Here is a 25591-nt window from a genome sequence, read left to right on the forward strand (position 1 = left end):
GGGATACTGCAAAGCGGCAGAATATCTCGAGATTCAAGTACTCATGGCGAACTGCCTTTGCCATCTGCTTCCGGGGATACTGGAAAGCGGCAGAATATCGCGCACTTTGAGGGCCGATCAGCCATCTGCCTTTGCCATCTGCTTCTGCATCCGGCAGAATATCGCGCTATCCTGACCACAGTAACGGCAGTGACGCCTCAAGGTCAGGCATCTTTTCGATTTCACCAGCGAGGATTCGCCTATATGGCACGCGAAGACCATATCGAAATGGAAGGCGTGGTCGTCGACACCCTTCCCAACACCATGTTCCGGGTCGAACTGGAAAACGGCCACGTGGTGACCGCCCACATCTCGGGCAAGATGCGCAAGAACTACATCCGCATCCTGACCGGTGACAAGGTCAAGGTCGAGCTGACTCCCTACGACCTGTCCAAGGGTCGCATCGTCTACCGTTCCCGTTGAGAACGGCCGGCGTCAGCGCTTCAGCGCCGACGCTACTTGCCGGTAACGCGCCTTAGCGGCGCGCCCCACCCCACCGGCAAGCGCAGCCCCCTTTCGCAAGACAGCAAGACTCTGGTGCAGCACCAGCCCTGCTTTGCCTGACGCAGCAGGGCGGCACCGCCTCGTCCCAAAAGCCGGGCAACGACTCGCTGCCGGGAACTCGCACGGCTATTGCCGTCCAGACCCTGCTGCATACAAACGACGACGCCCCGTCGGTGACGGGGCGTCGCGTAGTTTCACATCCTGACCAGTCGAAGCAACCGACTTGCTGATAGTCTCAACAGGCAGGCCCAGCAAGCAGGCCCAACAGGCAGGCTTCAGGCTTGGCCACACCCCACAAAGCCTGCCTCGACACTCAAGGCGCGTCGGCCATCTCCACGTCGGTGGACAGGTGAAGCTCTCCATCCTCCAGACTGACGTGCACCAGACCACCGTGCTCGGCCAGATCGCCGAACAGGATCATCTCGGCCAGGGGCTTCTTCAGCTTTTCCTGGATCAGTCGCGCCATGGGGCGGGCGCCCATGTCCGGGTCGTAACCCATGGTCGCCAGCCAGTCGCGCGCCTCGTCGTCCACCTCGAGCTGCACCCGCTTCTCGTCGAGCTGGGCCTGCAGTTCCACCAGGAACTTGTCGACCACATTGCGTACGACAGGCTTGGCCAGCGACGCGAACTGGATGATGCCATCCAGACGGTTGCGGAACTCCGGCGTAAAGGTCTTGCGAATCGCCTCCATGGCATCGGTGGAGTGGTCCTGGGTCTGGAAACCGATCGAGCGACGCGTCGCGATCTCGACCCCGGCGTTGGAGGTCATGATCAGAATGACGTGACGGAAATCCGCCTCGCGCCCGTTGTTGTCGGTCAGACGACCGTGGTCCATGACCTGCAGCAGCAGGTTGAAGACCTCGGGGTGCGCCTTCTCGATCTCGTCGAGCAGCAGCACACAATGGGGCTGCTTGGTGACGGCCTCGGTCAGCAGACCACCCTGGTCATAGCCGACATAGCCAGGAGGTGCGCCGATCAGCCGCGATACCGTGTGCCGTTCCATGTACTCGGACATGTCGAAGCGCAGCAGTTCGACGCCCATGATATGGGCCAGCTGACGCGCCACCTCGGTCTTGCCGACGCCGGTGGGGCCGGCGAACAGGAAGCTGCCGACCGGCTTGTCCGGCGACTTGAGTCCGGCCCGGGACAGCTTGATCGCCGCCGCCAGGCTGTCGATGGCCTCATCCTGACCGAACACCAGCATCTTGAGATCGCGATCCAGATTCTCGAGCAGCTTGCGATCGGAGCTGGATACGCTCTTCGGCGGAATCCGCGCGATGGAAGCGACCACCGCCTCGACTTGATCGACGTCGATGGTGTCCACGCGCATCTCAGGCGGCAGCAGGCGCTGGTGCGCACCGGCCTCATCGATGACATCGATGGCCTTGTCCGGCAGGAAGCGATCGTTGATGTAGCGATCCGCCAGCCGCGCGGCGCTGTCCAGCGCGGCGTCGGTGTACTTGAGCTGGTGGTGCTCCTCGAAGCGTGAACGCAGCCCCTTGAGGATCTTGATGGAGTCCTCGACCGAGGGTGCCATCACATCGACCTTCTGGAAACGACGGGCCAGGGCACGATCCTTCTCGAAGATACCGCGGAATTCCTGGAAGGTGGTGGAGCCGATACAGCGCAACTCGCCGGAGGACAGCAGCGGCTTGAGCAGGTTCGATGCGTCCATCACTCCACCGGACGCCGCACCGGCGCCGATCACCGTATGGATCTCATCGATGAACAGGATGGCGTTGGGCAGCTTGCGCAGTTCCGCCAGCAGGCTCTTCAAGCGCTTCTCGAAGTCACCACGATACTTGGTACCCGCCAGCAGCGCGCCCATGTCCAGCGAGTACACCACGGCGTCGCCGATCACATCGGGCACGTCTTCCTCGACGATGCGCTTGGCCAGGCCCTCGGCGATGGCGGTCTTGCCGACGCCGGCCTCACCGACCAGCAAGGGGTTGTTCTTGCGCCGCCGTGCCAGAATCTGCACCACCCGCTCGAGCTCATGATCACGCCCGATCAGGGGGTCGATCTTGCCCATGCGGGCCTGCTCGTTGAGGTTGGTGGCAAAACCGGTCAACGGATTGCCGCCGGCCTCGCTGCCGGCTTCCTCGGCGTCCTCGGCCTCGGGAGCCGCCGAAGACGGGCTCTGGCCGTGGCCGGTGACCTTGGAGATACCGTGGGCGATGTAGTTGACCGCATCGACCCGTGCCACGTTCTGCTGCTTGAGGAAGTAGACCGCCTGGCTCTCCTGCTCGGAGAAGATCGCTACCAGTACGTTGGCACCGGTCACTTCGCTCTTGCCAGAAGACTGCACGTGGAACACGGCCCGCTGAAGCACTCGCTGGAAGCCCAGCGTCGGCTGGGTCTCGCGCTCGGTCTGGTCTTCCGGAATCAGCGGGGTGGTGGAATTGATGAAATCCTGCAGGTCGGACCGCAGCTTGTCGAGATTGGCCCCACAGGCACGCAGCACATCTGATGCTGAAGCATTATCCAGAAGCGCCAGCAACAAGTGCTCCACGGTCATGAACTCATGGCGCTTGGAACGCGCCACGGTGAAGGCCGTGTTCAGGGTCAGTTCAAGTTCTTTGCTCAGCATGGCAGTCCCCTTCTCGCCGCATAGGGCTTGCATCGGATCTTTTGTGGTCCGGCACCATCAACATCGGGTACAAATGGCGCCGTTGCAAGTTCTTCGTCAACGCAGCAGCCGTCTCTCGTTAACGCGAGGCCGGCTTGTGCGGATCTGTGACCACTCGTCGCCGCCAGCGGCAGCACTGTCAGGGCGATCCGATATCGACCCGTCTCAGTCCGCTGCCTCGATATCGCTCAACAGCGGATGCTGGCACTCTCTCGCATACTCGTTGACCTGATGGCTCTTGGTCTCGGCGATGTCATGGGTAAAGACACCGCAGGTTGCCTTTCCGTGGCTGTGGACCGTCAGCATGATCTGCACGGCGGTCTCGCTGTCCAGGTGGAAGAAGGTCTGCAGCACCTCCACCACAAACTCCATGGGGGTGAAGTCGTCGTTATGCAAGACAACCTTATACATGGGTGGCCTGGCCACCTCGGGGTCAGCCTCCTGGGTCGCCAGGTCACCGTCATCCTGCTCGCCCGGCTCACTGGGCGGACGGGTCATCCCGGCGAAGGGGGCGCGGATCCAGACAGGATCCTCCTCTCTTGCGTTGAACATAGGCCTCACACTGTCAATCGGGTGCCTGCGCCCACCCGCGTCGAGCATTGGACGTCGGCGGCGCGGCAGGGTTCCGTTCCGTCTCCCATTATCGGAAATCCGACGGACGCTTTCACGCAAAAAACGTACAAAGCAAAAAGCCCCCGCCCGAGCGGGCGAGGGCCTTTTCAGAGCGCCGCGATATACAGCCGGTACGGGCGATAGCGATCACCGGCACCAGACGCTGTCATCGGACGATCGGTACGTCGCTTACATGTTGTCGGCGACGGCCTGACCGAACTCGGAGCACTTGAACAGCGTGGCGTTTTCCATCAGGCGATGGAAGTCGTAGGTGACCTCGCCCTTGCTGATGGCCTTCTCCACGCCCTTGAGCACCAGATCGGCGGCCTCGACCCAACCCATGTGGCGCAGCATCATCTCGGCGGAGAGGATCAGCGAGCCCGGGTTGACCTTGTCCTGGCCGGCGTACTTCGGCGCGGTGCCGTGGGTCGCCTCGAACATGGCGGTGGTGTCGGAGATGTTGGCGCCCGGCGCGATGCCGATGCCGCCCACTTCCGCCGCCAGGGCGTCGGACAGGTAGTCACCGTTCAGGTTCAGGGTGGCAATGACGTCGTATTCGGCCGGACGCAGCAGGATCTGCTGCAGCATGGCGTCGGCGATGACGTCCTTGACCACGATGTCCTTGCCGGTCTTCGGGTTCTTGAAGGTCATCCAGGGGCCGCCATCGAGGAGTTCGGCGCCGAACTCTTCCTTGGCCAGCTCGTAGCCCCAATCCTTGAAGGAGCCTTCGGTGAACTTCATGATGTTGCCCTTGTGCACCAGGGTCAGCGACTCGCGGTCGTTGTCGATGGTGTACTGCAGGGCCTGACGGACCAGACGCTTGGTGCCTTCGATGGAGACCGGCTTGACGCCGATGCCACAGTTCTCGGGGAAGCGGATGTTGGTGACACCCATCTCTTCACGCAGGAACTTGATGACCTTGTCGGCTTCCGCGGTACCGGCCTTCCATTCGATGCCGGCGTAGATATCTTCGGAGTTCTCGCGGAAGATGACCATGTCGACGTCGGCAGGCTTCTTGACCGGGCTCGGCACGCCTTCGAACCAGCGCACCGGGCGCTGACAGACGTACAGGTCCAGCTTCTGGCGCAGCGCCACGTTCAGTGAACGGATGCCGCCACCGACCGGCGTGGTCAGCGGGCCCTTGATGGAAACGATGTAGTCCTTGACCGCTTCCAGGGTCTCTTCCGGCAGCCAGGTGTCCGCGTCATAGACGTGGGTGGCCTTCTCGCCGGCGTAGACTTCCATCCAGTGGATCTTGCGCTCGCCGTTGTAAGCCTTCTGCACAGCGGCGTCGATGGCGATTTTCATCGCCGGGGTCACGTCGACACCGATACCGTCACCCTCGATGAAGGGAATGATCGGATTATTCGGTACGTTCAGGCTGTTGTCGGCGTTGGCGGTGATCTTTTCGCCGCCCTCAGGGACGACAATTTTCTGGAAACCCATTGAGAACTCCCCTGTCAGGTCTATTCAGTGGAGCGCGGAGTATAGCATTACCCCCCGCGCCCGGAGTAGGCTTTGTCGACAATCTTTGGAAAAGGCCTAAACGGCCCGCCGCCACGCCTTCCGAGCCAGATCATCGAGCCCGCCCATGAGTCAACTTTATCTGCTGCACAAGCCCTATCGGGTGCTGTCCCAGTTCACCGATGACCAGGGACGCAATACCCTGGCCTCGCTGATCGACGTGCCGGACATCTATCCGGCCGGCCGCCTCGACTACGATTCCGAAGGCCTGTTGTTGCTCAGTGACGATGGCGAGTTGATTCATCGTATCAGCCACCCGCGCCACAAGCAGCCGAAGACGTATCGAGTGCTCGTCGAGGGACAGCCGGACGATCGGGCCTTGAAGGCGCTCGCCGAAGGGGTCACTCTCAAGGATGGACCCACCCGGCCGGCCAAGGTCCGGCGACTGACGACCAGCGGGCTGCCCGAGCGCACGCCGCCGCTGGACCCGAAGCGCCATCCCGTTACCTGCTGGCTGGAGCTGACCATCAGCGAGGGGCGCAATCGCCAGGTGCGCAGGATGACCGCCCATGTGGGCCACCCGACGCTGAGGCTGGTACGCGTCGCCATCGGCCCCTGGCGGCTCGACGGCCTGGCCCCGGGACAATGGCAGCGCCAGACGCTGCACGCGCCAAAGCGCCCCCGGGGCTCAGCCCCTACAACAAGGAGACGCCGATAATGCGCTGGACCCCCTACGTGACCGTGGCCACGGTGGTCGAACGAGCCGGTCGTTTCCTGCTGGTGGAAGAAGACCGTGGCGGCCCCCATACCCTGTTCAACCAGCCCGCCGGCCACCTGGAACCCGGTGAGCGCATCCGCGACGGCGCCCTGCGCGAGGTCGCCGAAGAGACCGCCTGGCGGGTCGGCATCACCGACTACCTGGGCATGTACGTGTACGAGGCCCCGGACGGCAAGACCTTCCACAGCCACGCCTTCTTCGGCATGGCGCTGGCCCACCTGGGCACCGAACTGGACCGGGATATCATGGCCATCCATTGGCTGACCCTGGAGGACGTCGAGGCGCTGGAGCGCGAGGGCCGCCTGCGCAGCCCACTGGTGATCAAGCGCATCCGCGACGCCATGGCCGGCAAGACCTTCCCGATGGAGGTGCTGCACGAACGCTGAGGCTTCGGTTGACGGGTGCAATTCGTGTATAATCACCGCCCATTTGCCCCACCACTCCGAGAGTCGTTATGTCAGCGTCCACCGGCAAAGTCATCGTCGGCATGTCCGGCGGCGTCGATTCCTCCGTTTCCGCCCTCCGCCTGATCCAACAGGGCTATCAGGTGGAAGGGCTGTTCATGAAGAACTGGGATGAGGACGACGGCACCGAATACTGCACCGCCATGGAAGACCTGGCGGACGCCGAAGCGGTGTGCAAGAAGCTCGGCATTCCCCTGCACACGGCCAACTTTGCCGCCGAGTACTGGGACAACGTGTTCGAGCACTTCCTCGCCGAGTACAAGGCCGGACGCACACCGAATCCCGATATCCTTTGCAATCGCGAAATCAAGTTCAAGGTGTTCCTCGACTACGCCGAGATGCTCGGCGCCGAGATGATCGCCACCGGTCACTATGTTCGCCGCGGCGAGCGCGACGGCCGCCCGCGACTGCTCAAGGGACTCGACGGCAACAAGGACCAGAGCTACTTCCTGCACGCCGTGCCGGAAGCCGCCATCGCGCGCACCCTGTTTCCGGTGGGCGAGATCGAAAAGCCCGAGGTTCGCGCCATCGCCGAACAGCACGATCTGGTTACCGCAAAGAAGAAGGACTCCACCGGTATCTGCTTCATCGGCGAGCGCCGCTTCAGCGACTTTCTCAAGCAGTACCTGCCGGCCCAGCCGGGGACCATCGAGACACCGGACGGCGACGTCATCGGCGATCACATGGGCCTGATGTACTACACCCTGGGCCAGCGCCAGGGCCTCGGCATCGGCGGTCTCGCCAACTATTCGGAAGACCCCTGGTACGTGGCCGGCAAGGACCTCGAGCGCAACGTGCTGATCGCGGTTCAAGGCAAGCATCACCCCCTGTTGTACACCGACAGTCTGGCCACCGAGGCGATGGATTGGGTCGCCGGTGAGCCGCCTTGCGCCGAGGGGCGCTTCAGCGCCAAGACCCGCTATCGTCAGGACGACGTGCCATGCACGCTGACGACCCGGGCCGATGGCGGCGTCGCGGTACACTTCGACGACCCACAGCGGGCCGTGACACCGGGCCAATCGCTGGTTATCTACGACGGTGACGTCTGCCTCGGCGGCGGCGTCATCCGGTCCACCTGGAACGCCGAGGAGCGAGCGGCATGACCGATTCGGTACCTATCCACCGCGCCCCCGAGTCCCCGGCGGCTCGCCAGGCGATCGCCCTGGCCGGCGTATTTCAGGCCGCCCATCTGGTCGACGAGCTGGCGCGCACCGGCCAGGTCGACAGCCGCGCCTGGGACACCCAGATCACCGCCACCCTGGAAACCAACCCGCCAACCTTCGAATCCATCTATGGCGGGCATCCCAACAATCTGCGCCTGGGGCTCGAGACCCTGGAGGCAGTGCTCGGCCGACGCCAGGCCAACCCGGTGGTGATGCGCTACGGCTTCAGCCTGATGCTGCTGATGAACAAGCTGCGCACCCAGCCCGACATGATGGACGCGCTCGGCACCCACCTGACCCGTATCCAGGGCCAGGCCGAACACTTCGGCCCGACCCACGAGAACATCGTGGCGAGCCTCGGTGAGGCCTACCAGCAGACGCTTTCCACCTTCAAGAACCGAATCGTGGTCCAGGGCGACCCTTCGCTGCTGCAAAGCCGGATGATGCCGGAGCGGGTCCGCGCCTGCCTGCTCTCCGGCATTCGCTTCGGCCTGCTGTGGCACCAGCAGGGCGGACGTCGCTGGAAGCTGATCTTCCAGCGGGGCAGCCTCAAGCGCGCCCTGGACACCCTCTGATCGCTCGATCTTCCTTTCCTACCCGTACCGGAAAACCGCCATGCAACTCTCCGCTCTCACCGCCCTCTCTCCCGTCGACGGTCGCTACGGCAGCAAGGCCGAATCACTGCGCGAACACTTCAGCGAATTTGGCCTGATCCGCGCCCGCGTCATCGTCGAGATCCGCTGGCTGGAGCGCCTGGCCGCGCACCCACAGATCACCGAGGTGCCGGAGCTGTCGGCCACCGCCACAGCCTTCCTGGATGGCCTGGTCAAGAACTTCAGCGAAGCCGACGCGGCGCGCATCAAGGACATCGAGCGCACCACCAACCACGACGTCAAGGCGGTCGAGTACTGGATCAAGGAAGCCATTGCCGACAATGCAGAGCTGCATGCCGTCACCGAGTTCGTGCACTTCGCCTGCACCAGCGAGGACATCAACAACCTGTCCTACGGCGTGATGCTGCGCGATGGCCTCGACAGCCTGCTGCCGACCATGCGCCAGGTGGCCGACGAGATCGCCCGTCTGGCCGAAGAGCACGCTGCCGTGCCAATGCTGTCGCGCACCCATGGCCAGACCGCCAGCCCCACCACCCTGGGCAAGGAAATGGCCAACGTGGCCTACCGTCTGCGCCGCCAGCTCAAGCAGATCGAAAGCGCCGAGGTACTGGGCAAGATCAACGGCGCCGTGGGCAACTACAACGCCCACTTGGCCACCTACCCGGACATCGACTGGGAAGCCAACGCTCGCACCTTCGTCGAAGGCCTGGGCCTGACCTTCAATCCCTATACCACCCAGATCGAACCCCACGACTATATCGCCGAGCTGTTCGATGCTGTGTGTCGCTTCAACACCATCCTGATCGACTTCGATCGTGACGTCTGGGGCTACATCTCGCTGGGTTACTTCAAGCAGCGCACCGTGGCCGGCGAGATCGGCTCCTCGACCATGCCGCACAAGGTCAACCCGATCGACTTCGAGAACTCCGAGGGTAATCTGGGCCTGGCCAATGCCATCCTCGCCCACCTGGCCCAGAAGCTGCCGATCTCCCGTTGGCAGCGTGACCTGACCGACTCCACCGTGCTGCGCAACCTGGGCGTCGGTCTGGCCTACGGCCTGATCGCCTACCAGGCCTCGCTGAAAGGCATCGGCAAGCTCGAGGCCAACCCCCAGCGTCTGGCCGAGGACCTGGACGCCAGCTGGGAAGTGCTGGCCGAGCCAATCCAGACGGTGATGCGTCGCTACGGCATCGAGAAGCCCTACGAAAAGTTGAAGGAGCTGACCCGCGGCAAGCGCATCGACCAGGCCGGTTTCGCCGCCTTCATCGATGGCCTGGAACTGCCCGACGAGGTCAAGGCAGAGCTCAAGCAGCTGACCCCCGGCAACTACATCGGCAATGCCGTCGAGCAGGCTCGCGCCCTGCCGCAGCACTGAGCCGGAGCCGCTGACAGAACCCCGCTTCACCCCGCCAATCGGTGGGGTGAGGCGTTTCTGGAGCCCTCTCTTCGGGGCCGGGGCCGATACCGAGCCCGCTACTCCCAATCACCATCAGGATTCCTCATGTCAACTGATACCCCCCTCACCCTGCTGGGCGGCCTGACATCGGCAGAGTTCCTGCGCGATGTCTGGCAACAGCAACCGCTGCTGATCCGTGGCGCCTTCCCCGACTTCGACAACCCGCTGACGCCAGACGAACTGGCCGGGCTCGCCTGCGAGGACAATATCGAGGCACGCCTGGTCGAGGAACAGGGCCCCGACGGACCCTGGCAGGTCAGCCACGGCCCCTTCGACGAGGCCACCTTCGCCCGCCTGCCGGAGCGCGACTGGACCCTGCTGGTACAGGCGGTGGATCACTATGTGCCGGAGGTCGCCGCCCTGCTGGAGGACTTCACCTTCCTGCCGCGCTGGCGCCTGGATGACATCATGGTCAGCTACGCGCCTCCGGGGGGCAGTGTCGGCCCGCACCTGGACCAGTACGATGTCTTCCTGCTCCAGGGCAGCGGTCAGCGCCGCTGGCAGCTTGGCGGCAAGGTGGCCGATGACGCCCCCATCGTGCGCGGCATCGACCTGCGTATCCTCGAGACCTTCGAGGTCAACGCCGAACAGGACTGGGTGCTGGAGCCCGGCGACATGCTCTACCTGCCCCCCGGCTGGGCGCACCATGGGGTCAGTCAGAGCGATGACTGCATGACCTACTCGGTGGGCTTTCGCGCCCCCTCGGCGGACGAGGCGATCACCTCCTTCGCCGACTACCTGGGTGAGCAGCAACCCCCCTCTCGCCGCTACGGCGATGCCGGAATGACCCCGGCCGAGGACCCGGGCGAACTCGATCAGGCGGCGCTGTCACGCATGCGCCAGCTGATCCTCGATACCCTGGACGATCCGGCCCAGATGGCCCAGTGGTTCGGCCGGGTGATGACCCAGCCCAAGTACGTGGACCAGCTCGAGCCCAGCGAGACACCGACGGCGCCAGACGAGCTTGTTGCTGCACTACAGGAAGGCGAGGTGCTGGTGGCCGCGCCGGGCTCTCGCTTCGCCTGGCACGCCCTGGCGGACGAACGGGCCACCCTGTTTGCCGACGGCGACGGCATCGACTGCGATCTGGCGCTGGCCCGCGAGATCGCCAACCGCGGCGAGTTCGACGCCTCGCTGCTCGACTACCCCGGCGCCGCCGAGGTGCTGACACGGCTGTTCGACGCCGGCAGCCTTGGCTGGCCGGTCGACGACATGGAGGACGACGATGCCTGAGGTGGTGATCGAACAGGGAAGCTGGGAACAATTGGGCGAAGCGGCCGGTGACATTCGCTATCGCGTCTTCGTCATCGAACAGCAGGTGCCGATCGAGGAAGAGTGGGATGGCCTCGATCCTGACTGCCTGCATTTTCTGGCGCGCCAGGACGAGCGTGTACTGGGTACGGCGAGACTGCTGCCCGATGGCCATATCGGTCGCGTCGCGGTGCTTGCCGAAGCCCGGGGACTCGGCGTCGGCGTGGCGCTGATGCGCGCCACCATCGAGGCTGCGCGACAGCGTGGCCACTCGAGCGTCGCGCTCGCCGCCCAGACTCATGCGCTCGGTTTCTACGAAGCCCTGGGCTTCCGCGCCGAGGGAGATATCTTCCTCGACGCCGGCATTCCGCATCGCAATATGACCCTCTCCCTGAACGACTGATCTCTCCGTCAGCTCCTCCGTTCAGGAAACTCGACTACAGGAATGTGCCTCTGCGGCGCTTTCCTGTAGTCGGACTACAACGCCTTGTCCCCCCAAGTACCAATGGCGAACCCCCGCCGCTGTGGGCCATAGTCACTACCATGGCGCAGCGGACAGACCTCGATGGCGAGTCAGATCGCTCACTTTGTAGTCGACCTCTACCGTTCCGCCAAGATTCGACCAAGGCCGTAAAGACTTCTCGGCCAAGGTGCAGGAACCTGACTACACTTCGCAGGTGCAGCATGGCATGGCGAGCAGTCGATCCTCTTGCAATGACGCCAACCGCAAGAGCCTGCAAGCCACTGGAGCCAAAGGCCGGTCGAAAGCGACCGGCCCGACACCGCCCCTCACCATGGATGCCAGGCAAGTCGTATCAGAACGTCGAACCAAACAGTCGATTCAACATCAGGACGGCCCGATCATGACCTTTCGTGAAGAACTGAAGACCCTGACCCAGCTTCGTGAAGCCCAGCGCGGCAAGTGGGACAACATCGATCCGGAAAGCGCCGCCCGCATGCGCGTGCAGAACCGTTTCCGCACTGGTCTCGACATCGCTCGCTACACCGCCGCCATCATGCGCGAGGACATGGCCGCCTACGACGCCGACACCGCCAACTACACCCAGTCTCTGGGCTGCTGGCACGGCTTCATCGGTCAGCAGAAGCTGATTTCCATCAAGAAGCACTTCGGCAACACCAAGCGCCGCTACCTCTACCTGTCCGGCTGGATGGTCGCCGCCCTGCGCAGCGAGTTCGGTCCGCTGCCCGACCAGTCCATGCACGAGAAGACCAGCGTGGCATCGCTGATCGAAGAGCTCTACACCTTCCTTCGCCAGGCCGACACCTGGGAGCTCAACCACCTGTTCCGTGCCCGAGAAGAAGCCAAGGAAGCCGGTGACAGCGCCAAGGTCGACGATCTGACCAACCAGATCGACAACCACGAAACGCACATCGTGCCGATCATCGCCGACATCGACGCCGGTTTCGGCAACGCCGAGGCCACCTACCTGCTGGCCAAGAAGATGATCGAGGCCGGTGCCTGCTGTATCCAGCTCGAGAACCAGGTGTCCGACGAGAAGCAGTGCGGCCACCAGGACGGCAAGGTCACCGTGCCCCACGAGGACTTCATCGCCAAGATCAACGCCGTACGTTACGCCTTCCTTGAACTGGGCGTGGATGATGGGGTGATCGTGGCCCGTACCGACTCCCTGGGTGCCGGCCTGACCCAGAAGATCGCGGTCACCAACGAACCAGGCGACCTGGGCGATCAGTACAACAGCTTCCTCGACGGTGAAGAGATTTCCTCGGCCTCCGATATCGACAACGGCGACGTGGTGATCAAGCAGAACGGCAAGCTGGTCAAGGTCAAGCGTCTCGCCTCCGGCCTCTATCAGTTCAAGCCTGGCACCGGCGAAGACCGTGTGGTGCTGGACTGCATCACCAGCCTGCAGAACGGTGCCGATCTGTTGTGGATCGAGACCGAAAAGCCTCACGTCGGCCAGATTGCCGGCATGGTCAACCGCATCCGCGAGGCGGTGCCCAACGCCAAGCTGGTCTACAACAACTCGCCGTCGTTCAACTGGACGCTAAACTTCCGCCAGCAGGTGTTCGACGCCTGGGAAGCCGAAGGCAAGGACGTCTCCGCCTACGAGCGTGCCGACCTGATGAACGCACGCTACGACGACACTGAGCTTGGCCAACTGGCCGACGAGTGGACGCGCAACTTCCAGCGTGACGCCGCCCGCGAGGCAGGTATCTTCCACCACCTGATCACCCTGCCGACCTACCACACGGCCGCCCTGTCTACCGACAACCTGGCCAAGGGCTACTTCGGCGACGAGGGCATGCTGGCCTACGTGGCGGGCGTGCAACGCCGCGAGATCCGCGAGGGTATCGCCACCGTTCGCCACCAGGACATGGCCGGCTCCAATATCGGTGACGACCACAAGGAGTTCTTCCACGGCGATGCGGCGCTCAAGGCCGGCGGCAAGGACAACACCATGAACCAGTTCGGCTAAGGATCGCGGGCCAGTGGCGCCCAGTCACTGAGCCCAGACGCTGAGCCCTGTGACTGTAAGAAAGGGAGGCCGTTGGCCTCCCTTTTTGCTGTCCGTGACCTTGCCCTGCCAAGCCAGCCTTTCCTTCTTCCCTGGCAAGGGCCTACTCTCGAACTAGCACGTCTGGCTCCAGCGAGTCCGACAACTGCAGCAATGCGACTCCCTCCGATGCCCATTGGCCTGGCAGGTCCGGTTCGGCATATGATGAATGTCAGGAAAGCGCTGTCGGCGCGACTCAGTGGCAGTCGCGGGGCGACAAGGGCGGCAGGCGGACGGCGGACGGCCACCATGGGACGGACGAGACCGATCATCGTTGGATCCGGGGAACCATCGCCCTGTCAAAGCCTCCAAACAGGCGTTACACTATTTTCGAACAGCGTTTGCGAACTTTGGTGCGGTACCACTACAAGCGAATGTGACCCGAACCGATGCGTTCAGAATTCGGCGCAGAAGACATTCTAGGAGAATCGCCATGAAAACATCCATCCTTCCTGTCCTGGCGCTGAGCGTCGTGGTGCTTGCCGGCTGCACCGCCACCAACCAGTACTCAGGTAACGTCTATTCTGGCAACCAGGCACAGACCGCCCAGAACGTGCAGTTCGGCACCATCACCGCCCTGCGTCGCGTCCAGATCCAGGGTGAAAGCTCCGCCGGCGGCATCCTCGGCACCGGTGGTGGCGCGGTGATCGGTGGCCTGCTCGGCAACCAGGTCGGCGGCGGTTCCGGTCGCACCATCGCCACCGCCGCAGGTGCCATCGGTGGCGCCGTAGCCGGCAACCAGATCGAGAAAGGCGTCAACCGCACCGACGCCTGGGAGATGGAGATTCGCAAGGACAGCGGCCAGACCGTGGTCGTCGTGCAGAAGGCAGACCAGGCCTTCCAGGTGGGGCAGCGTGTTCGCCTGATCGGCAGCGGTTCACGTCAGAGTGTTGCCCCCTACTGAGGGCTTGACGAAGGCGCTCGCGAAAGGGGCTTGTACTTGTAAGCGACAACAGCACTTCGCTCCGCCGCAAACATCTCTGCGTTACATACTCTCTGCGTTATATACAAAGGGCCCTGAGGCGTATCCGCCTCAGGGCCCTTTCGGTGCTCACCTGGAGAACGCCAGGTGATTCACGTCACCACCGACTAGTGGACCTTGCCCATCACCCAGCAGCCCAGCTTGCAGCCCACCAGGGCGATGATGCCGATCACCAGCAGTGTCATCAGCATATCGATGGGGAAGACGATGAAGGTGGCCCCCAGCACGGCAAGGGCGGGGCACCAGATCCACTGGTCATCGTCACTGCGCAGTACCGCCGGCAGCAGGCTGCCCAGGGCACAGCTCAAGCCCTTGTCCCAGGCCTTGATCATCACCGCCAGCAGTACCGCAAAGGCCAGCACCCAGATCACAAATAGCGTCATGTTCAGCTCCGCAAGAAAAGCGTGAAAGGCAGAATCGAAAAATCTCACAAGAGGGTATCCCCACCACCGATACTGCGCAACAACCCGAAGGTGGCAGAGGGCGCGCGTGAATACCGTTCAGGATATGACCACACAAGGTGAAAAATGTCCCACGCCCCTGACAGCCCCAGCACCCACGCGTTACCATGCGTCCTCACACGCACTCACCAAAGGTTCATCAATGCAAATTGCGCAAAATTCCGTTGTCGCGTTCCACTACACCCTGACCAATGATGCAGGTGAAGTGCTGGACAGCTCGGAAGGCCGCGAGCCGCTGACCTACCTCCACGGCGCCGGCAACATCATTCCGGGTCTGGAAAAGGAACTCGAAGGCAAGGCCGCCGGCGACAAGGTCAACGCCAAGGTTGCCCCCGCCGAAGGTTACGGCGAAGTACAGGAGCAGCTGGTCCAGGAAGTGCCGCGTGACGCCTTCCAGGGTGTCGAGAGCATCGAGCCGGGCATGCAGTTCCAGGCGCAGACCCAGGGCGGTCCGCTGATGGTCACCGTGACCCAGGTCGAAGGCGACACCGTCACCGTCGACGGCAACCACCCGCTGGCCGGCCAGAACCTGAACTTCGACGTCGAGATCGCCGAAGTCCGTGAAGCCAGCCAGGAAGAAATCGAGCACGGCCACGTGCACGGCGAAGGCGGCCACGAGCACTGATCAGCGCTACGCTCGTCGGAAGCACCACGAGCATGCATGATCAAGTGCCGGCAAGATCAGGTGCCAGCAGGATCAACAGCCGGCATGGTCAAAAGAAAGGGCAGCCCAGGCTGCCCTTTCGCGTGTCTGAGTATCACGTCTGATGAAAGGCCCCTCGCCTCGCGAGCCACGACCGGGGATCAGCTTCTATCCTCGGCGCCAGCGCCTCGCTCGATTGCCCTGAGGGTATGATAGCCGCCCCATAGCCGAGTGGCGGTGGTCAGCAGACAGGCCGCGGCGAACAGCCCAGCCAGCACAGGAAAGTGAGCCGGCCACAGACAAAAGGCCACCAGCGCCAGCACGGTCTCGGTACCTTCGGTCAGGCCGTGCAGATAGTAGAAGGCCTTGCGCTGGAAGCGTGGGCGCTCGAGATCATGGCGCGCCGCCATGATGGCGAAGGCCAGAAAGGACGTCCCGGTGCCGATAAAGGCAAACAGCAGCAGCGCTGCCGGCAAGGCATTGCGCTCGCTGTCGGCCAGGGCAAAGCCGAGCACCACCGCGGCGTAGAAGACGAAGTCCAGCCCGATATCGAGAAATCCCCCGGCATCGCTGGGCGTACCCCGACGGCGCGCCAGCGCCCCGTCCAGGCCATCGGCGAGTCGATTGAGGAGGATCGCCGCCAGCGCCCATCCATAGGCCTGAACGGCCAGCAGCGGCAGCGCCAGCAAGCCGATAAGAAATCCCACCAGAGTGACCTGATCAGGCGTCACCTTGCAGCGCTCCAGCATCTTGACCAGAGGCGCCAGGGGCGCCTGGGTTCTGGGCATGGTCCAGAGATCCAGCATAAAAGTCTCGTCAGCAGTAAAACGTCGATTCGGTAGAAAGAAAGCACAAGCGGCGGGCCAGGGCCCACCGCTTGTGTCTTCAGGTCCAGGCTACTGCCTGGGCGGTTCGCTCAGTCGTTGGACTGGGCAGAGGACAGCGACGATGCTTCGTGTCGCTCGGGGCTCGCACCGGCTCTGTCTCCCGTCACCGGCTGGCTTGAGGAATCGGCGTCGCCTCCCCCGCCTCGCCGCCAATTGAAGTAACGCTCCAGATACCCCAGGACCCGCTCGGGCTTGTTCGCGTTCTTCCACACCCCGGCGGCGGCCTTTACGGCTTCCGAATGGGTCGGGTACGGGTGGATGGTCCCCAACAGCTTGTTCAGTCCGATACCGCGGGTCATTGCCAGGGTGAACTCCGCCAGCATCTCGCCAGCGCCAGCACCGACAATGGTGGCACCGAGAATGCGATCCTTGCCTGGTACGGTCAGCACCTTGACGAATCCGGTGGTATCGCCCTCGGCGATGGCCCGGTCGAGCTCGGACAAGGAATAGCGGGTGACCTCGAAGGGCACCTTTTGCTCCTTGGCTTCGCGCTCGTTGAGCCCCACGCGCGCCACCTCCGGGTCACAGAAGGTGACCGCCGGCAGCGCCCGATAGCTCACATTGAAGCGCTTGAACTCGCCAAACAAGGCATTGACGGTGGCGTGCCAGGCCTGGTGGGCGCTGGCATGGGTCAGCTGGAAGGGCCCGACCACATCGCCACAGGCCCAGACATTGGGCAGCACTGACTGCAGCCCGCCATCCACGTCCAGGGTGCCGTTGTCGCGAGTGCCCACGCCCAGTTCTTCAAGCCCGAGCCCCTCGACGTTGGCCTGTCGACCCACCGCCACCAGCAACTGATCGAACTCCAGTTGCTCGATACGTGTCTCGCCTGCCTCGTTGACCTCGGTCTCGAGTCGATGGAGATCGCCGTCACCGGCCACCACCTTGAGCGCCCGGGTCGACAGGCACAGCGTCACGCCGCTGGCCTCGAGCCCCTGAGCCGCCTCCCTGGCGACGTCCTCGTCTTCGCGTGGCAAGAGTTGCGGGCCCATCTCCACCAGGGTGACCTGGCTACCCAGCCGGGCGAAGCTCTGGCCCAGTTCACTGCCGATCGGACCACCACCAAGCACCACCAGGCGCTTCGGCAATGCCTTTAGCTCCCACAGGTTGTCGGAGGTCAGCACCTCGATATCCTCGATCCCCGGCAACGGCGGCACTCTGGGGCGGGCACCGCTGGCGATGATCACGTGACGGGTGGTCAGCACCTGTTCGCCGACCTGCACCCGCCAGGGATCGAGCAGCCTGGCTTCTCCTTCGACCACATCGACGCCCAGGCCCCGATAACGTTCCGGACTATCATGGGGCTCGACCTCGGCGATGGCGCCGTGGACGTGGCTCATTACAGCGGCGAAGTCGACGCTTGGCTCACCGGCGCTGACACCATAGGACGGCGCCCGACGAATGTCCTCGGCGGCGCGAGCGGCGCGAATCAATGCCTTGGACGGCACACAGCCGGTATTGAGGCAGTCGCCGCCCATGCGGTGGCGCTCCACCAGGGTCACCTTGGCCTTCACCGCCGCGGCAATATAGCTTGCCACCAGGCCCGCCGAGCCCGCACCGATCACCACGATATCCCGGTCAAAACGCGACGGGCGCTGGTATTCGGCGGCGAGCCGGCGACGCTTGAGCACCGCCACCACCGCCTTGGCGATCCAGGGAAACAAGCCGATCAACACAAAGGACAGGATCAGCCCTGGCGACAGGATGCCCGCCAGCGACTCGAGTTCACCCAGTTCCCGACCAGCATTCACGAACACCATGGTACCCGGCAGCATGCCGAGCTGGCTGACCCAATAGAAGGTGGACAGACGCATGCGGGTCAGGCCGACCACCAGGTTGATCACGAAGAAGGGGAAGATCGGAATCAGCCGCAGCGTGAACAGGTAGAAGGCCCCTTCGCGCTTGATGCCGCCGTTGATTCGCGCCAGCTGGCGCGAGAAGCGCGTCTCCAGCGTCTCGCGCAGCAGGGTTCGGGCGATCACCGCGGCCAGGGTCGCGCCCAGCGAACTGGCGAAGGACACCAGCACCAGACCGATCCAGAAGCCGAACAAGGCCCCCGCCAGCAGCGTCAGCAACCCCGCCCCAGGCAGCGACAGCGCCGCCATCAGGATATAGACCGCGAAGAAGCCACCGGCCACGGTCCAGGGGTCCTCGTGGAACCACTGTTGAAATTGCGCCTGCTGGGCCTTGATCGCGTCCAGCGTAAAGGCCTCGTTGGCGCCGGTGACAAAGAACGCCACCACGGCGACGGCAATCAGTGCCAGCAAGATCCATTTGTTACGGGTCACCCGCGTCTCCTTCTAGGTCAACTGGTGTCGATGATCGGGTCGATGATCGATAGGTAGCCGTGGCCAGCAGCAGCGGCGCCCGTTGTCCTGCGCCCGTCTTGCGACGAGACGATGACGTTACCAGGAGCTGTGCGGCCGGCTATCGGGATGCAATCGAGAGTAGCAGTCTGCCTGAGTCGCGCACAGGCGACCGAGCCTTACGACCGAAAATGCAAAAAATCATCCCCTTATCGACAGCGCATGTAAGGATGCGCCTGCCACAATGACTGAACCAACCGGGGACTGCCCTACTCGAACCTTACAATGACGCCATCCTGACGGAGCCTACGAATGCGATATCCCTTCAATCAGCGTACCTTCCTGCTGGCCGGCCTGCTGACTGGTGCCGTGCTTTCCACGACCCCCGCCCTCGCCGCCGAAGAAAAGGCCATCTTCGCCGGAGGCTGCTTCTGGTGTGTCGAGGACGCCTTCGACAAGATCGATGGCGTCGAGGCTACCGTCTCTGGCTATGCGGCGGGCAACACCGACAATCCCACCTACGAAACCGTCAGCGCGGGGGGCACCGGACACGCCGAAGTGGTGGAAGTCACCTTCGACAGCGACACGGTGAGCTACCAGGATCTGCTCTACGTCTTCTGGCGCAATATCGATCCCTTCGTCGCCAACCGTCAGTTCTGCGATGAAGGCGATTCCTATCGCTCCGCCCTGTTGCCACTCAACGATGAACAGCGCGAACTGGCCGAGGCCAGCAAGGCGGACATCGCCGAGCGCTTCGACCAGCCGATCGAGACCACCATCGAAGATCCCGGCACCTTCTATCCGGCCGAGGACTATCACCAGAACTACTACCAGAAGAACAAGGTGCGCTACACCTTCTACAAGAACGCCTGCGGCCGTCCTGATCGACTCGAGGAAATCTGGGGAGACGAAGCCATGCCCCACGACGTGCCTGCCTCGTCCGCAGCATCCTGACAGCGCGGCGCTGACAGCAACGTCATGACACACCGATCGACCCTGGTGCGAGCCAAGGTCGATCGGTCTCTGCAACGCATCTGCAACCTATCGGCAACCGCGTCGCTGTAGCGGACTCATACGTGTTCGAGTCGACGCTCGACGACGCGCTGGTGTTGTGCACGCTGCAGCCGCTTTCCTAGCCGCCAGGACAGCCAGCCCGTGGTCGCCAGCACCAGCCAGCTGGCCGCCACCACCCCAGGCCAGCCCCGCCACAGCCAGAACGGCTCGAGCCACAGCGGCCCGAGACTCGCCCCCAGGTAGTAGAACACCAGATAGAGCGCCGATGCGCCGCCTCGTCCTTCGCGGGCCTGGCGACCGACCCAGCCCGAAGCGGTGGCGTGGCACAGAAAGAAGCCGAAGGCGCTGAGGGTCAAGGCGGCAATGATGACGGCGAGCATCGGTATCAGGGACAGACCCAGCGCCAGCATCATGATGACAACGCCCAACCCCATGGTGGCGGGCGCTCCCGCTCTGGCGACGACCCTGGCAGATAACGTCGAGCCCAGAGTACCGCCCAGGTAGGTCAGAAACAGCAGGCCCAGCCAGCGGGGCCCGAGAGCAAAGGGTGCCTCGGCCAGACGAAAGGTCATGTAGCTGTACTGGTTGATGAACACCAGGAAGTTGAGACCACCGATCAGATAGGCCGACAGCAGCCATGGGTTGGCCAGGTGGCCCCGCATCTGGCGGCAGGCGTGCCCCACTCGAAAGGGTTGAGGGGCAAAGGCGCTGGCCGCCGGCAACAGCCACCAGAACACCGCCACGCCCACCAGGGTCAAACCGCCAACCGCCACGAAGCTCGCCTGGACGCCATACCATTCACCGATGACGCCTCCCAGCACGCGACCACCGATACCGCCCAGGGTATTGGCCGCGATATAGAGCCCCACGGCTCGACTCATCGCCTCCGGCGAGAACTCGTCGCCCATCCAGGCGATCGCCACCGCCGGCAGCCCTCCCAGGGCGACCCCCTGCAGCACGCGTGCGACCAGCAGCCAGTCGAGCCCAGGCGCAAATGCCGCCAACAGTGTCGCGAGAGCTGCCACCGACAGGCTCGCACGCATGATACCGCCCCGCCCGATGGCGTCGGACAAGGGCCCATAGACCAGCAACGAGAGCGCCAGGGTCAGGGTGGCAAGCGACATCACCAGGCCCACCTTCAAGGTCGAAGCCTCATGGGTATCGCGCAGCAGCGGCAGCAATGGCTGGGGGGCGTAGAGGTTGATGAACACCAGCATCGAGCCCAGACACAGAGCGAGAGTCGCCCTGCGCCAGGCAGGGGTATTGGCGTGAATCATGGCGGTCTCCGGTTGGCCTCGCCCATCTTCCATGCTTCACTACCATCACACCAACAGAAGAAAATGATGCTATCCATCACATTCCCTTATGTCGCTACCCTTTGACCTGCGCTCGCTGTCGCTGTTTGTCGCGGTGGTGGACCACGGCGGCTTCAGCGCCGCCGCCCGCGCCCGTCACATCGCCCAGTCCGCCGTCAGCCAGACCATCGCGGGCCTCGAGCGACGCCTCGACACTCGTCTGTTCGAGCGCCATGATCGGCGTGTTCGACTGACACCAGAAGGTGAGGTGCTGCTGGAACATGCCCGACGGCTGCTCGCCGACGCCAGTGCCACCGAACTGGCGCTGAAGGAACTCAACGGCCTGGTAAAGGGCGAAGTGCGCATCGGCATCCCCTCGATGCTGGGTTCCTACTATCTGCCGCCGCTGCTGATGGGCTTTGCCGCACGCCACCCTGGCATACGCATGACGGTGATCGAGGCGGGCGCCCGCCGACTGCAGGCAATGATCAAGGCACGCGAGCTGGACCTGGGAATCGTGGTCGAGGATGGCAGTGCCTGCGAACTGGAAACCGAGGCCCTGCTGCGCGCGGAGATGGTGGTATGCACGCCCCGGGACCACCCCTTCACGGTACGCCACAGCGTGACCCCGGAAGCCTTTCTGAGCGAGCCGCTGGTGCTGTTTCAGGACGGCTATTTTCACCGCGAGTTTGTCGACGCCATGGCCCGACGGCTGGATATCCAGCCCCGCCTGACGTTCCAGTCGAATCTGATCCCGCTGACCAAGGCCATCGTCCGCCAGGGCTTTGGCATCACCACCTTTCTGCGTCGGGTGATCGAGGAAGATGACCTGGCGGCAGTGCCCTTTGACCCCGCCGCCTGGCTGACCCTGTCGCTGGCCTGGCAGCCCCAGGGCTACCTGTCACGCGCCGAGCGCGCCTTCATCGACTACGCCCTGTCGCAACGCGACTCGTTGTAGCCCTGGAGGCGCCGAGGGCTGGCCAAGGACTGGCCGAAGCCTCGCCAGCCAAGCACCAAGGCGACCCAACGCAAACGGGGCGAGCCCAGTAAAAGGCTCGCCCCGTTGTGGTGGCGACGTCGATGGCGCCGAGGACGCTTCAGCCGCCCATGCCCGCCGGGCTGTAGGCGAACTGGCGCATGCTCAACCGGGTGGGTTCCAGCGGTCGACGCGCCTGCCAGTAGTAGCGGCGCCAGTAGCTGTTATCCAGCTTGGAGATCATCACACCGCGCGACGATGAGGCGTGCAGAAAGCGCCCCTGGCCGACGTAGATGCCGACGTGGCGGTTGCCCGGAGGACGAAAGAACACCAGATCGCCGGGAGACAGCTGATCACGAGTGATCGGTTCGCCGGTATGCACCTGGCTGCCGGTGGTGCGCGGCAGTTGCACCTGGAAGGCGTCGCTGAAGATGTTCTGCACCAGCGCCGAGCAGTCGATGCCGCTCATGCCGGTGCCGCCGAAACGATAGGGCGTACCCGCCCAGCGATCGTGCTCCGCCATCAGCGCCTCGCGGATGGCAGCGGCGGGATCTTCAAGGAAGCTTCCCCCTGCCGCTGGGTCCTCCAGCGGGGACATGCGCGAGGCGGCGCGTTCGGCCAGGCTCGGCATATCACGGGAAAAGTAGTCGTTATCGGCAGTATTCTGGTAGTTCGATGCCGCACAGCCTGACAGCAGGCCAAGCAACACCATCGCCGCTGTCACGCGGCTTGTCTGGGCGACGCTCATGCGACACACACCTCATTCCCTGAACCGGCTGGCTGACGGCCTGCCGGCGCCCAAGAGCCGCTGTGGAAGTGACGCACTCGTGTCACTACCATAACGCCCCTCAGCTGCAAGTTTGACAATTCGGCCTCCTTCTTGATGGGAGGCCTGACGAAAGATCAACACGATACTAGCCAAAATTATCCGATCTGACGATAGATCAGGACAATTTTTTGGCGTTTTTTTCTGCTGTTTCGCGACGATCAGTGCAGGGTTCGTCCATCTCCCGGCAAGGTATCGATGTGAAGCGGTGCCCAATGGCGGGGACGCGCACCCGGGAAATCCAGGCTGGCCCAGGTGCCGGCGAGGGGCGGAGCGCCCGACAGCCAGGCCACCAGCGCCTGGCGGAAGCTGGCCAGAAACGCTTCGCGCTCAGGGGTTTCCCCCATGAAGAACGAAAATCCTGCATAGAGACCCCGGGCATACTCCTGCCAACCGGCGTAGTGCTCCGACGCCAACTGGTGCGCACGCTCCAGCAGTGCCAGGAAGTCCTGCTGAGCCAGCCAGCCCAGCTGGCGACCGGCGATCGCCAGGTCGACCGCCTGGGCCAGGTCCCAGGCACACATGTCGACGTCATTGCACTGGTCGGCGTTGTCACGTACCCGCAGCAGGCGCTCCAGATGATTGCGCTCTTCCTCGTTGCACTCACCAGACTCCAGGGTCGCAATCTCGGAATTCAGGCGCGCGCTGTTGAGGGTGTAGGGCGCGTAGTTGATCTGATATTCCTGGCGATCACCGGCGTCCAGCAGAAAGCGCACGAAATCGATCAGCTCGGTGGCGGAGTGCAGGCCGTAGTGTCCATCGATCCACTCCAGGATCGAAGCCCCTTCCCGGTCGCTTTCCGGCTGCGGCAGGCTCCAGGCGGCGGTGTTCAAGGGCCCCACCAGCGACAGCGCGGTAAAGTGCATCAGGCTCGGACGCTCGCCAGGCTCGCGCCAATCGCCGCTGCGCCACTCGAGCCAGTGGAACAGGCTACCCGGATCGTCCAGGTGCCAGCGAATCTCGTAGGTCAAGGAAGGCTGATCCGGTTCCGGCAACAGCGCATCCCAGGTCGCCCAGGCCTCGAGCAGGCGCTTGGGGGTGCTGTAGAACCGACACAGCACATCGCGCAGGGACGCCGCCATATCGGTCAGGCTGTCCTCGTCGAACTGCTCACTGTCCATGCTCATCAGCAAGTAGAAGGCGTACTTCTCGGCCATATGGATGGTCGCCGAATGGCGGGTCGCCCTGGCCAGGCCATCACGACCTGCCAGATCCGCCTGGGGCGCATCACCAAAGGGGGTTCTGGCCGAAGGCAGCGCTCGATGCGCCGCGTCAGCCGCCAGCTGATTGAGATGATGGGCCTGGGCCGGCAGCCAGTAGCGAACCAGTGAGCGGGCGCCCTCGTCGGGGTGCAGATCGAGGGTCTCCGCCAGATACTTGCGCGCCTCGTCACGACGCGCCTGGGGCAGCGGCGGAATCGGCCCCTGACGTGCCGCCAGCTCGGGTTCACGCACCGAGGCCAGCGCCAGCACCCAGTGGCGAGGCGAGGCGCGCCACTGCCTGGCCGCCTGACGTGATGCCTCGACCTGCTCCTGGTCGAGCAACTCCTGCAACGAGCCATGCCAAGGGCTCACCGGCGATCCCATCAGCAACTGCCAGTCGGCTGCCAGGGTCGGCAGCCGGTCCTGACCTTCGAACAGACCACGGCCGCGCTGATAGGAGCGCGCCAGGGCGCTCCAGTCACTGTAGCGACGCTGGACCAGATCGCCTGCGTGATGCGCCAGCAGCGACGCTTCCTGGGGTGTCAGCCAGCCGATGCAGCTGCCGGCCCAGGCCAGATCCACCGCCCTCAGCCAGTCCCAGGCGGCCCACTCCAGCGGCTCCCCCTGATCCACGTAACGGCACAGCAGGCGGCCGTATGGGCGCTCCTGAGGCGCCAGCCCCTCACACCAGGCCTGGCGTTCGCCGGCACTGACCGCCATCAACCGCGCAGCGTCGATATCCCAGCCCTGGCGATCGCCCTGACTGGTCAGCCACAGCAAGGCGCGCTTGAGATCCTCGGCGCCGTGAATCTGCCAGACTTCCCCCAGCCAGGCCTCGACCCCGTCCCAGTCATCGATGCTGGCCGGCGTCATCAGTACCGGCGAGAAGGCCGCCCGCAATCGCCAGACGCGATCTTCCGGGCTGTCGGGCCAGAGGGCGGCGGCAGGCTCGCGACTCAGCGCAGTGCCGAGCAACGGCCAGGTGATGCCGGCACCCTCGCCTTCCAGCTTCGACAGCGCCCGGCAGGTATCGAGCAAGCCCTCATCGCCGCGAAGCCAGCCTTCGCCGCTGCGGGAGGCGCAGAGTGCCTCCAGCCATTCATCCAGGCTTGCGTGACGATGGTGGATGTCGCTGCACAGGCGTGCTGCCCAGCCACGACTTACCTCGGCCGACATCCATCCCGACGCCCCTGCCAGGGCCACCAGCTCAAGCGCTCCCAGCAGGTGGGAGGCAGGCACCGTGTTCGCAGCATTGAGCTCGAGCAGGCGCCACCCCAGTTCGCCCCGGTCGGGGATCTCGAGGGCGGCCAATCGCTCACGTGCCGCCTCTTCAGGCAGCATCAAGGGGTCAGGCATAAAGGCCCAGTCGCACAGCACCAGTTGCTGAGCCCACCAGGCATTGAGCGGATCAACCAAGTCTCACCTCGCAGAAACACGGAGTCAGGCCAGCCCGGTCCGGCCTGACACAAGGCGCCAAGGACCATCGCT

General features: G+C 63.9%; 22 protein-coding genes. 13 read left to right on the plus strand and 9 right to left on the minus strand.

Going from position 1 to position 25591, the window contains the following annotated elements:
• The first annotated feature begins 243 nt into the window (after positions 1–243).
• Positions 244–462 carry a translation initiation factor IF-1 gene (infA, locus tag KUW00_RS06030; RefSeq protein ID WP_013332816.1) on the plus strand — a complete coding sequence of 73 codons (219 nt, stop codon included), beginning with the start codon at positions 244–246 and terminating at the stop codon, positions 460–462.
• A gap of 394 nt (positions 463–856) precedes the next feature.
• On the opposite strand, the gene clpA is transcribed toward infA, so the two are convergent.
• From clpA to icd, 3 genes are all read right to left on the minus strand, one after another.
• Positions 857–3133 (minus strand): ATP-dependent Clp protease ATP-binding subunit ClpA, encoded by a 2277-nt coding sequence (gene clpA, locus KUW00_RS06035; protein WP_045992909.1) that lies wholly within the window; start codon positions 3131–3133, stop codon positions 857–859.
• Positions 3134–3337: 204 nt separating this feature from the next.
• Positions 3338–3724 carry an ATP-dependent Clp protease adapter ClpS gene (clpS, locus tag KUW00_RS06040; protein WP_083970414.1) on the minus strand — a complete coding sequence of 129 codons (387 nt, stop codon included), beginning with the start codon at positions 3722–3724 and terminating at the stop codon, positions 3338–3340.
• Between the two features lie 249 nt (positions 3725–3973).
• Complete coding sequence (icd, locus tag KUW00_RS06045) at positions 3974–5230, minus strand: NADP-dependent isocitrate dehydrogenase (protein WP_045992911.1); 1257 nt, start codon at positions 5228–5230, stop codon at positions 3974–3976.
• Between the two features lie 145 nt (positions 5231–5375).
• Here icd and KUW00_RS06050 point away from each other — a divergent pair, with 145 nt between their 5' ends.
• The 9 genes from KUW00_RS06050 to KUW00_RS06090 all read left to right on the plus strand — a co-directional run bounded on the left by KUW00_RS06050 (position 5376) and on the right by KUW00_RS06090 (position 14415).
• Positions 5376–5966 carry a pseudouridine synthase gene (locus KUW00_RS06050; RefSeq protein WP_108133262.1) on the plus strand — a complete coding sequence of 197 codons (591 nt, stop codon included), beginning with the start codon at positions 5376–5378 and terminating at the stop codon, positions 5964–5966.
• The gene (locus tag KUW00_RS06055; RefSeq protein WP_222568578.1) at positions 5963–6412 is read left to right on the plus strand and encodes an NUDIX domain-containing protein; all 450 of its coding nucleotides are present in this window, start codon (positions 5963–5965) and stop codon (positions 6410–6412) included. Before KUW00_RS06050 ends, KUW00_RS06055 begins: the two co-directional genes overlap by 4 nt.
• A 68-nt stretch (positions 6413–6480) precedes the next feature.
• The gene (mnmA, locus tag KUW00_RS06060) at positions 6481–7593 is read left to right on the plus strand and encodes a tRNA 2-thiouridine(34) synthase MnmA (protein ID WP_108133261.1); all 1113 of its coding nucleotides are present in this window, start codon (positions 6481–6483) and stop codon (positions 7591–7593) included.
• On the plus strand, positions 7590–8228 hold the full coding sequence (gene hflD, locus KUW00_RS06065; protein WP_222568548.1) for a high frequency lysogenization protein HflD: 639 nt from the start codon (positions 7590–7592) through the stop codon (positions 8226–8228). The genes mnmA and hflD overlap by 4 nt, the downstream gene beginning before the upstream one ends.
• Positions 8229–8268: 40 nt before the next feature.
• Positions 8269–9642, plus strand: coding sequence for an adenylosuccinate lyase (gene purB / locus KUW00_RS06070; protein ID WP_108449070.1), 1374 nt, complete (start codon positions 8269–8271; stop codon positions 9640–9642).
• 126 nt (positions 9643–9768) lie between these two features.
• Entirely contained in the window at positions 9769–10956 is a 1188-nt protein-coding gene (locus tag KUW00_RS06075; RefSeq protein ID WP_222568549.1) for a cupin domain-containing protein, read from the plus strand.
• A complete protein-coding gene (locus tag KUW00_RS06080) occupies positions 10949–11377 on the plus strand; it encodes a GNAT family N-acetyltransferase (RefSeq protein WP_222568550.1) in 429 nt (142 codons plus the stop codon). The genes KUW00_RS06075 and KUW00_RS06080 overlap by 8 nt, the downstream gene beginning before the upstream one ends.
• A gap of 460 nt (positions 11378–11837) precedes the next feature.
• Complete coding sequence (locus tag KUW00_RS06085; RefSeq protein ID WP_124804139.1) at positions 11838–13433, plus strand: isocitrate lyase; 1596 nt, start codon at positions 11838–11840, stop codon at positions 13431–13433.
• 511 nt (positions 13434–13944) lie between these two features.
• Positions 13945–14415: a glycine zipper 2TM domain-containing protein gene (locus KUW00_RS06090; protein ID WP_108449068.1), complete on the plus strand. Its 471-nt coding sequence runs from the start codon at positions 13945–13947 to the stop codon at positions 14413–14415.
• A 185-nt stretch (positions 14416–14600) separates the two neighbouring features.
• Here KUW00_RS06090 and KUW00_RS06095 read toward each other — a convergent pair whose 3' ends face one another.
• Complete coding sequence (locus tag KUW00_RS06095; protein WP_045992920.1) at positions 14601–14876, minus strand: hypothetical protein; 276 nt, start codon at positions 14874–14876, stop codon at positions 14601–14603.
• 220 nt (positions 14877–15096) lie between these two features.
• Between KUW00_RS06095 and KUW00_RS06100 the strand changes: the two genes are divergently transcribed.
• The gene (locus KUW00_RS06100) at positions 15097–15579 is read left to right on the plus strand and encodes a peptidylprolyl isomerase (RefSeq protein ID WP_045992921.1); all 483 of its coding nucleotides are present in this window, start codon (positions 15097–15099) and stop codon (positions 15577–15579) included.
• Between the two features lie 179 nt (positions 15580–15758).
• Here the strand turns inward: KUW00_RS06100 and KUW00_RS06105 are convergent, their stop codons facing one another.
• Both KUW00_RS06105 and KUW00_RS06110 read right to left on the minus strand, forming a co-directional pair.
• Positions 15759–16403, minus strand: a complete 645-nt coding sequence (locus tag KUW00_RS06105) for a CDP-alcohol phosphatidyltransferase family protein (RefSeq protein ID WP_222568551.1) — start codon at positions 16401–16403, stop codon at positions 15759–15761.
• A gap of 110 nt (positions 16404–16513) precedes the next feature.
• The gene (locus tag KUW00_RS06110; RefSeq protein ID WP_222568552.1) at positions 16514–18772 is read right to left on the minus strand and encodes an FAD-dependent oxidoreductase; all 2259 of its coding nucleotides are present in this window, start codon (positions 18770–18772) and stop codon (positions 16514–16516) included.
• 330 nt (positions 18773–19102) lie between these two features.
• Between KUW00_RS06110 and msrA the strand changes: the two genes are divergently transcribed.
• A complete protein-coding gene (gene msrA / locus KUW00_RS06115; protein ID WP_213228857.1) occupies positions 19103–19744 on the plus strand; it encodes a peptide-methionine (S)-S-oxide reductase MsrA in 642 nt (213 codons plus the stop codon).
• A 116-nt stretch (positions 19745–19860) separates the two neighbouring features.
• On the opposite strand, the gene KUW00_RS06120 is transcribed toward msrA, so the two are convergent.
• A complete protein-coding gene (locus tag KUW00_RS06120) occupies positions 19861–21081 on the minus strand; it encodes an MFS transporter (RefSeq protein WP_213228943.1) in 1221 nt (406 codons plus the stop codon).
• Positions 21082–21169: 88 nt separating this feature from the next.
• On the opposite strand from KUW00_RS06120, the gene KUW00_RS06125 reads away from it, so the two are divergent.
• Complete coding sequence (locus tag KUW00_RS06125) at positions 21170–22057, plus strand: LysR family transcriptional regulator (protein ID WP_222568553.1); 888 nt, start codon at positions 21170–21172, stop codon at positions 22055–22057.
• A 139-nt stretch (positions 22058–22196) separates the two neighbouring features.
• On the opposite strand, the gene KUW00_RS06130 is transcribed toward KUW00_RS06125, so the two are convergent.
• Together KUW00_RS06130 and KUW00_RS06135 are read right to left on the minus strand one after the other, a co-directional pair.
• Positions 22197–22823, minus strand: a complete 627-nt coding sequence (locus KUW00_RS06130) for a C40 family peptidase (RefSeq protein ID WP_231498679.1) — start codon at positions 22821–22823, stop codon at positions 22197–22199.
• Between the two features lie 239 nt (positions 22824–23062).
• On the minus strand, positions 23063–25519 hold the full coding sequence (locus tag KUW00_RS06135) for a DUF1266 domain-containing protein (RefSeq protein ID WP_108133252.1): 2457 nt from the start codon (positions 25517–25519) through the stop codon (positions 23063–23065).
• Positions 25520–25591: the final 72 nt, after the last annotated feature.

The sequence above is a fragment of the Halomonas sp. DP5N14-9 genome, from assembly GCF_019802175.1.
Lineage (GTDB): Bacteria > Pseudomonadota > Gammaproteobacteria > Pseudomonadales > Halomonadaceae > Halomonas > Halomonas litopenaei.

Excerpts from the sequence above, each read along its gene's own strand:
- KUW00_RS06050 (WP_108133262.1), top strand. The coding sequence starts at position 5,376 with ATGAGTCAACTTTATCTGCTGCACAAGCCCTATCGGGTGCTGTCCCAG.
- KUW00_RS06090 (WP_108449068.1), top strand. The coding sequence starts at position 13,945 with ATGAAAACATCCATCCTTCCTGTCCTGGCGCTGAGCGTCGTGGTGCTT.
- KUW00_RS06105 (WP_222568551.1), bottom strand. The coding sequence starts at position 16,403 with ATGCTGGATCTCTGGACCATGCCCAGAACCCAGGCGCCCCTGGCGCCT.
- mnmA (WP_108133261.1), top strand. The coding sequence starts at position 6,481 with ATGTCAGCGTCCACCGGCAAAGTCATCGTCGGCATGTCCGGCGGCGTC.
- KUW00_RS06075 (WP_222568549.1), top strand. The coding sequence starts at position 9,769 with ATGTCAACTGATACCCCCCTCACCCTGCTGGGCGGCCTGACATCGGCA.
- KUW00_RS06100 (WP_045992921.1), top strand. The coding sequence starts at position 15,097 with ATGCAAATTGCGCAAAATTCCGTTGTCGCGTTCCACTACACCCTGACC.
- hflD (WP_222568548.1), top strand. The coding sequence starts at position 7,590 with ATGACCGATTCGGTACCTATCCACCGCGCCCCCGAGTCCCCGGCGGCT.
- clpS (WP_083970414.1), bottom strand. The coding sequence starts at position 3,724 with ATGTTCAACGCAAGAGAGGAGGATCCTGTCTGGATCCGCGCCCCCTTC.
- KUW00_RS06085 (WP_124804139.1), top strand. The coding sequence starts at position 11,838 with ATGACCTTTCGTGAAGAACTGAAGACCCTGACCCAGCTTCGTGAAGCC.
- KUW00_RS06130 (WP_231498679.1), bottom strand. The coding sequence starts at position 22,823 with ATGAGCGTCGCCCAGACAAGCCGCGTGACAGCGGCGATGGTGTTGCTT.
- KUW00_RS06125 (WP_222568553.1), top strand. The coding sequence starts at position 21,170 with ATGTCGCTACCCTTTGACCTGCGCTCGCTGTCGCTGTTTGTCGCGGTG.
- KUW00_RS06095 (WP_045992920.1), bottom strand. The coding sequence starts at position 14,876 with ATGACGCTATTTGTGATCTGGGTGCTGGCCTTTGCGGTACTGCTGGCG.
- clpA (WP_045992909.1), bottom strand. The coding sequence starts at position 3,133 with ATGCTGAGCAAAGAACTTGAACTGACCCTGAACACGGCCTTCACCGTG.
- msrA (WP_213228857.1), top strand. The coding sequence starts at position 19,103 with ATGCGATATCCCTTCAATCAGCGTACCTTCCTGCTGGCCGGCCTGCTG.
- purB (WP_108449070.1), top strand. The coding sequence starts at position 8,269 with ATGCAACTCTCCGCTCTCACCGCCCTCTCTCCCGTCGACGGTCGCTAC.
- icd (WP_045992911.1), bottom strand. The coding sequence starts at position 5,230 with ATGGGTTTCCAGAAAATTGTCGTCCCTGAGGGCGGCGAAAAGATCACC.
- KUW00_RS06120 (WP_213228943.1), bottom strand. The coding sequence starts at position 21,081 with ATGATTCACGCCAATACCCCTGCCTGGCGCAGGGCGACTCTCGCTCTG.
- infA (WP_013332816.1), top strand. The coding sequence starts at position 244 with ATGGCACGCGAAGACCATATCGAAATGGAAGGCGTGGTCGTCGACACC.
- KUW00_RS06080 (WP_222568550.1), top strand. The coding sequence starts at position 10,949 with ATGCCTGAGGTGGTGATCGAACAGGGAAGCTGGGAACAATTGGGCGAA.